This window comes from Pseudomonas sp. G5(2012) (genome assembly GCF_000408945.1).
GTDB classification, from domain to species: Bacteria; Pseudomonadota; Gammaproteobacteria; order Pseudomonadales; family Pseudomonadaceae; genus Aquipseudomonas; species Aquipseudomonas umsongensis.
The window spans coordinates 22,194-28,250 of sequence record NZ_APIO01000113.1 but is presented as its reverse complement, the minus strand read 5'-3'; the positions used below and the strand labels follow the sequence as shown (position 1 = coordinate 28,250).

At 59.8% G+C, this 6,057-nt stretch carries 5 protein-coding genes and 1 tRNA gene; 2 read left to right on the top strand and 4 right to left on the bottom strand.

Annotated elements, in window-relative coordinates:
- Positions 1 to 69: 69 nt before the first annotated feature.
- Positions 70 to 146: transfer RNA gene (locus PG5_RS27640), tRNA-Val, on the bottom strand.
- 183 nt (positions 147 to 329) lie between these two features.
- Here PG5_RS27640 and PG5_RS27635 point away from each other — a divergent pair.
- Entirely contained in the window at positions 330 to 1,613 is a 1,284-nt protein-coding gene (locus tag PG5_RS27635) for an FAD-binding oxidoreductase (RefSeq protein ID WP_020800380.1), read from the top strand.
- 61 nt (positions 1,614 to 1,674) lie between these two features.
- Here the strand turns inward: PG5_RS27635 and PG5_RS27630 are convergent, their stop codons facing one another.
- Both PG5_RS27630 and PG5_RS27625 read right to left on the bottom strand, forming a co-directional pair.
- Positions 1,675 to 2,109 carry a DoxX family protein gene (locus PG5_RS27630; protein ID WP_020800379.1) on the bottom strand — a complete coding sequence of 145 codons (435 nt, stop codon included), beginning with the start codon at positions 2,107 to 2,109 and terminating at the stop codon, positions 1,675 to 1,677.
- 104 nt (positions 2,110 to 2,213) lie between these two features.
- Positions 2,214 to 3,635, bottom strand: a complete 1,422-nt coding sequence (locus PG5_RS27625; protein ID WP_020800378.1) for a transglycosylase SLT domain-containing protein — start codon at positions 3,633 to 3,635, stop codon at positions 2,214 to 2,216.
- 236 nt (positions 3,636 to 3,871) lie between these two features.
- Between PG5_RS27625 and PG5_RS27620 the strand changes: the two genes are divergently transcribed.
- A complete protein-coding gene (locus tag PG5_RS27620) occupies positions 3,872 to 4,678 on the top strand; it encodes a TatD family hydrolase (protein WP_020800377.1) in 807 nt (268 codons plus the stop codon).
- A gap of 38 nt (positions 4,679 to 4,716) precedes the next feature.
- Here the strand turns inward: PG5_RS27620 and PG5_RS27615 are convergent, their stop codons facing one another.
- A complete protein-coding gene (locus PG5_RS27615) occupies positions 4,717 to 5,946 on the bottom strand; it encodes an acyl-CoA dehydrogenase (protein ID WP_020800376.1) in 1,230 nt (409 codons plus the stop codon).
- Positions 5,947 to 6,057: the final 111 nt, after the last annotated feature.

Sequence of the window (6,057 nt, the reverse complement as noted above, 5' to 3'; positions counted from 1 at the left end):
GGGCGCACACAAAAAAGGGCCCACCTTTCGGTGAGCCCTTCTAGACCGCCCAGCAGAGCGGATTTTGTTTGGTAGGCGCGATTGGACTCGAACCAACGACCCCCACCATGTCAAGGTGGTGCTCTAACCAACTGAGCTACGTGCCTGCTGTGAGGCGGCATTCTACGGAATTCCGGGAGGGTGTCAACACCTTTTTTCGAGCTAACCCTATGAATATGCAAAATATTTAATTTTGCTGCGGCGAAGAAGATTTTCCGGTGGCTGGCGGCGGTTTTTCAACTCGGGTAGGATCGACGCAATCGTTAAATTTATTAAACAGAGGCTGCAGGATGGCGAACACCCCTTACCCAGAGTCCTATTACGCCGCATCGGCCAATGCGGTGCCGCCGCGCCCGTCTTTGCAAGGCGAGGTCGAGACTGATGTCTGCGTGATCGGCGCCGGTTATACCGGACTGTCCTCGGCGTTGTTCCTGCTGGAGCACGGCTTTCGGGTGACGGTGCTGGAAGCGGCCAGGGTGGGTTTCGGTGCGTCGGGGCGCAACGGTGGGCAAATCGTTAACAGCTACAGCCGCGATATCGATGTGATCGAGCGCAGTGTCGGCCCCCGGCAGGCCCAGATGCTGGGGCAGATGGCGTTCGAAGGTGGGCGGATCATTCGTGATCGGGTGGCCAGGTACAACATCCAATGCGATTTGAAGGACGGCGGCGTGTTTGCCGCCATCACCCCCAAACAGATGGGCCACCTGGAATCCCAGAAGCGCTTGTGGGAGCGATTCGGGCACACGCAGCTGGAGTTGCTCGACCAGCGCCGCATTCGCGAGGTCGTGGCGTGCGATCAATACATCGGTGGCATGCTCGACATGAGTGGCGGGCACATCCATCCGCTCAACCTGGCGCTGGGCGAAGCGGCGGCCGTGGAGTCGTTGGGCGGCACCATTCATGAACAGTCGCCGGCAGTACGCATCGAACGCGGCGCCAGCCCGGTCGTCCACACGCCACAGGGCAAAGTCAGGGCCAAGTTCATTATCGTGGCGGGCAACGCCTACCTGGGCAACCTGGTTCCGGAGCTGGCGGCCAAATCGATGCCTTGCGGCACGCAGGTGATTACCACCGAACCCTTGGGCGATGAGTTGGCGAAAAGCCTGCTGCCCCAGGACTATTGCGTGGAAGACTGCAACTACCTGCTCGACTATTACCGCCTGAGCGGCGACAAGCGCCTGATTTTCGGCGGCGGCGTGGTGTATGGCGCACGAGACCCGGCGAACATCGAAGCGATCATACGTCCGAAGATGCTCAAGGCTTTCCCGCAGCTCAAGGATGTGAAAATCGACTACGCCTGGACCGGTAATTTCCTGCTGACCCTGTCACGTCTTCCTCAGGTCGGAAGACTGGGCGACAACATTTATTACTCCCAGGGCTGCAGCGGCCATGGCGTTACCTACACGCACCTGGCGGGCAAGGTCTTGGCTGAGGCATTGCGCGGTCAGGCAGAACGTTTCGACGCCTTTGCCGACCTGCCCCACTACCCGTTCCCGGGTGGGCAACTGTTGCGCACCCCGTTTGCTGCGCTGGGTGCGTGGTACTACGGATTGCGCGACAAACTCGGGTTCTAATGCGCTAAAAAAAATGCCCGTATCTGCTGATACGGGCATTTTTTATTTGCTCACAAAGCCTTTACCCAGCGATGGCGCGGTCCGCCGACAGTTTGCCAGCCCCTTCGATCAGCACCGCGATGCTGCCACCGAGCAACGCCAGGGCGAATTCATAGCCGTTGTTGGCCATGAACAGGCCGTTGCTGATATGAACCGTAAAGATCGCCACCAGTGAAAGGAAGGTCAGGCCCAATGCTGCCGGACGTACCAGCAAGCCGATGATCAATGCCAGGCCGCCGAAGAACTCGGTACCGCCCGCCAGCGTCGCCATCAGGTAGCCCGGTGTCAGGCCGATGCTTTCCATGTACTGCGCGGTGCCCGCCAAGCCATAGCCACCCAATGCCCCGAAGAGTTTTTGCGAACCGTGGGCGGCGAAGATGATGCCGACGACAATCCGCAAAACGGTCAGGCCGTAGCCAGCGCGGGTAAACAGTACCTTGTTGATCAGTGTGCTCATGCTGTGTCATCCCTAAAAGAGTGTGTGTTGGTTGGCCGCTATATTAATCAGTAAATCTCATGTTAAAAGCGTAAAAAATCCGCCATAACAATCAGTTTATTCGATCATTTACGAAGGGCAACTTTTTGCCCCTGGGGCTCCAACGACTCCCGCTCCCGATCGAACGCCAGGTAATACTTGTTCACGCTATTAACATAGCTGACAGGTCCCATTCCCACCTGCTCCATGGCGATGCGCTCCACCTGGAAAAACCACTGGTTGGGGTTCAACCCGCGACGCCTGGCTTCCGCGCGCATCCCTTGCACCCGCTCCGGGCCGATGTTGTAGGCCGCCAGCACAAAGGCCATGCGCTCGCGCTCATTGAGCTTGGGGCTGGCAAAGAACTTGCGGCGGATCATCGCCAGGTACTTGGCCCCGGCCTGCACATTGGCATCGAGCTCATGAATGTTGCTGACGCCCACCCGCTGCGCCGCTGACGGTGTGATCTGCATCAGGCCGGTTGGCGCACCGCCACTGCGTGCCGAGGGCTGCAGGCCGGACTCCTTGAACGCCAGCGCCGCCAGGTTCAGCCAGTCCATGTCCTGGGCACTTGCATGTTTCTGCAGCACCGGCCGCAGCTTTTCCAGGCGCTGGCGGTCAGCCTTGGCCAAGGGATAGTGGACCTGGTACTGGCGTCGATAGATCCGCAGGAACGCAGCATCCTGGTCCGACGGCTTTTTATAGCCTGCCAGGAAACGATCGATGCTGGCGCGCAGCATTGACGCATCGCGGCGCACGAACCAGAACTCTTCGCCTGGCTCGCTGATGAGCACCTGGCGATCGACTCGTAATTTCGGCAGGATCTTGCCCCAGCGCTCGGCGATCGGTTGCTCGACGATGGTCAGGTGAAATATCCCGCCCTGGACCATCTCCAGCACATCCTCGACCGCCAGGCTCGGGTCGACCCACTCGATCTTGACCGGCGGCAATTTGTGCAGCGCCAGCTTCTGATTGATCTGGCTGATGGCGTCACCGGCGGCGCTGCCGTTGGGCAACGCCAGGGTTTTACCCGACAGTTGTTCAAGACGGGTATAGCGACGTTCGCCCTTGATCCCCACCAGCACCAACGGGATGTTACTGGCAACGGGCTCACTGCTGCTGACGGCGAAGCCTGGCTGCAAATCCAGCAACTCGCCGGGAGCCACAAGGTCGCCCTCCCCACGCTGCAATGCGCCGAGCAGTTGATCCTTGGCTCTGGGAATGATCTTGAGGGTAATTTCCTGGCCGTCGCGGGCATGGCCGTTGAGGTATTGCTCGAAAGCACGCAAGCGATGGTATTCGACGCCGATGGCCTGGCCCTGGACTTCGCCGGAGCTGTTACGGCTCTGATTGACCAGCACGCGCAGCACGCGGCTGCTGCGGATGTCCGTCAGGTCACGCACCTTGGTCGCCGGTACGGCTTGCAGCGGCCCGGGCAGACGCGCAACCGCCGACATCGGCAGCAGCAGCGAGCAACACAGCAGTAGCAAAATCGAGGGACGAATCATCCACTCTCCGCAAAGAATTCAGGTCGACTGCATGAATGGCTTCACGCAATCAAGCGACAGAAACAGAGCGCCCTGAAGCGCTGGCAATGCGCGAAAGACTGGCACAATGATGGCAGCGTCACCACCCAGACTTCTTCGCGGCATTAAGAGACAGCGATAACCTGTTGTAGTTCTTGGCTTTTCTTATAAATCCTGGGCTCTGGTATGCTTTGCGGCCCTGGGCCCGAGGTAGCACCATGCAACTCATCGATATCGGCGTCAACCTGACCAACCCCAGTTTTGCCGACAAGCACCAGGCTGTACTGGACCGCGCCTATGCCGCCGGGGTCTGCCAATTGGTGCTCACTGGCACCAGTGTCGAGGGCAGTGAGCAGGCACTGGAGTTGTGCCAGCAACTGGACGAAACAGCGCAACGGCTGTTCGCCACCGCCGGCGTTCATCCCCACGCGGCCAGCGACTGGAATGCCGACAGCGCGCGTCGCCTGCGCAGCCTGCTGAAGGAAGCGAACATCGTCGCGATTGGTGAATGCGGCCTGGATTTCAACCGCGATTTTTCACCGCGCGCACAACAGGAGAAAGTCCTCGAAGAACACCTGGCGCTGGCGGTAGAACTGCAAATGCCAGTGTTCCTGCACGAACGCGATGCGAGCCAGCGCCTGCTGGAAATCCTGCGCGACTACCGCGATCAATTGCCGGCCGCCGTGGTGCATTGCTTCACCGGCGAAAAGAAAGCCCTGTTCAGTTACCTGGACATGGATTTGCACATCGGCATCACCGGCTGGATTTGCGATGAGCGCCGAGGCACGCATTTGCACCCGCTGGTCAAGGAGATCAAGCGTGGGCGGTTGATGCTGGAGAGCGATGCGCCATACCTGTTACCGCGCAGCCTTCGGCCCAAACCGAAAAACGGTCGCAACGAGCCGGCGTATCTGACGGAAGTCTTACGTGAGGTGGCCTTGCACCGCGGGGAAAGCCAGGAAGACCTGGCCGCCCACAGTACGGCGTGCGCGCGGGCGTTCTACGGGCTGCCCAGCGTGGATTGAACGCGGGCCCGGATCGGGCCCACGCTACGACTGCGGTCTTAGTGACTGCTGCGCAACATTTCCTTGGGCACGTATTTGCCGATCTCGAACTTGCCGATCGCCGCGCGGTGCACTTCATCCGGGCCGTCAGCCAGGCGCAGGGTGCGTTGCATGGCATACATATAGGCCAGCGGGAAATCGTTGGACACCCCTGCCCCGCCATGGATCTGGATCGCCCGGTCGATTACGCGCAAGGCCACGTTTGGCGCCACCACTTTGATCTGCGCAATTTCACTCTTCGCCACTTTGTTTCCGACGGTGTCCATCATGTACGCCGCCTTGAGCGTCAGCAGGCGAGCCATGTCGATCTCCATCCGCGAATCGGCGATCTTGTCGATGTTGCCGCCCAGACGCGCCAGGGGTTTGCCGAACGCGGTACGGTTCACCGAGCGTTTACACATCAGTTCCAGCGCACGTTCCGCCATGCCGATCGAACGCATGCAGTGGTGAATCCGGCCCGGGCCAAGACGACCCTGGGCAATTTCGAAGCCGCGCCCTTCACCCAACAGGACGTTTTCGTACGGCACCCGGACATTTTCAAACAGCACTTCAGCATGGCCGTGAGGTGCATCGTCATAGCCGAACACGAGCAACGGACGCACGATCTTCACGCCGGGGGTGTCCACCGGAACCAGAATCATCGAGTGCTGCGCATGGCGCGGCGCGTCGGGATTGCTCAGGCCCATGAAGATCAGGATCTTGCAACGCGGATCGCACGCGCCGGAGGTCCACCATTTCTTGCCGTTGATCACCCACTCGTCACCCTGGCGCTCGGCACGGGCGGCCATGTTGGTGGCGTCGGAGGACGCAACGTCTGGTTCGGTCATGGCGAACGCTGAGCGAATCTCGCCGCGCAACAAGGGTTCGAGCCAGCGTTGTTTCTGTTCTGCGTTGGCGTAGCGCACCAGTACTTCCATGTTGCCAGTGTCTGGCGCCGAACAGTTGAACGGCTCAGGCCCCAGCAGCGAACGCCCCATGATCTCCGCCAGCGGAGCGTATTCAAGGTTGGTCAGGCCAGCGCCGAGCTCGGACTCAGGCAGAAACAAATTCCACAGGCCTTGAGCCTTGGCCTTGAGTTTGAGTTCTTCCATGATCGCGGTCGGCTGCCAGCGGTCGCCCTCGGCGACCTGACGCTCGAATACCGCTTCGGCGGGATAGACATAGGTGTCCATGAACGCGGTCACGCGCTCACGCAGTTCTTGCACCTTGGGCGAATAAGCGAAATCCATGGGCAGCTACCTTCTTGCGGGAGGTTGTTTAGGTCATGCAATCGATGCTAGAACAGCCATGAAAATTTACCTAGCCTATTCTCGGCGTGTATAAACATTCATCACCGATAT

What these genes read in the sequence shown, in the direction of transcription:
- PG5_RS27635 (WP_020800380.1), top strand. Translation starts at nt 330, where the DNA reads ATGGCGAACACCCCTTACCCAGAGTCCTATTACGCCGCATCGGCCAAT.
- PG5_RS27630 (WP_020800379.1), bottom strand. Translation starts at nt 2,109, where the DNA reads ATGAGCACACTGATCAACAAGGTACTGTTTACCCGCGCTGGCTACGGC.
- PG5_RS27625 (WP_020800378.1), bottom strand. Translation starts at nt 3,635, where the DNA reads ATGATTCGTCCCTCGATTTTGCTACTGCTGTGTTGCTCGCTGCTGCTG.
- PG5_RS27620 (WP_020800377.1), top strand. Translation starts at nt 3,872, where the DNA reads ATGCAACTCATCGATATCGGCGTCAACCTGACCAACCCCAGTTTTGCC.
- PG5_RS27615 (WP_020800376.1), bottom strand. Translation starts at nt 5,946, where the DNA reads ATGGATTTCGCTTATTCGCCCAAGGTGCAAGAACTGCGTGAGCGCGTG.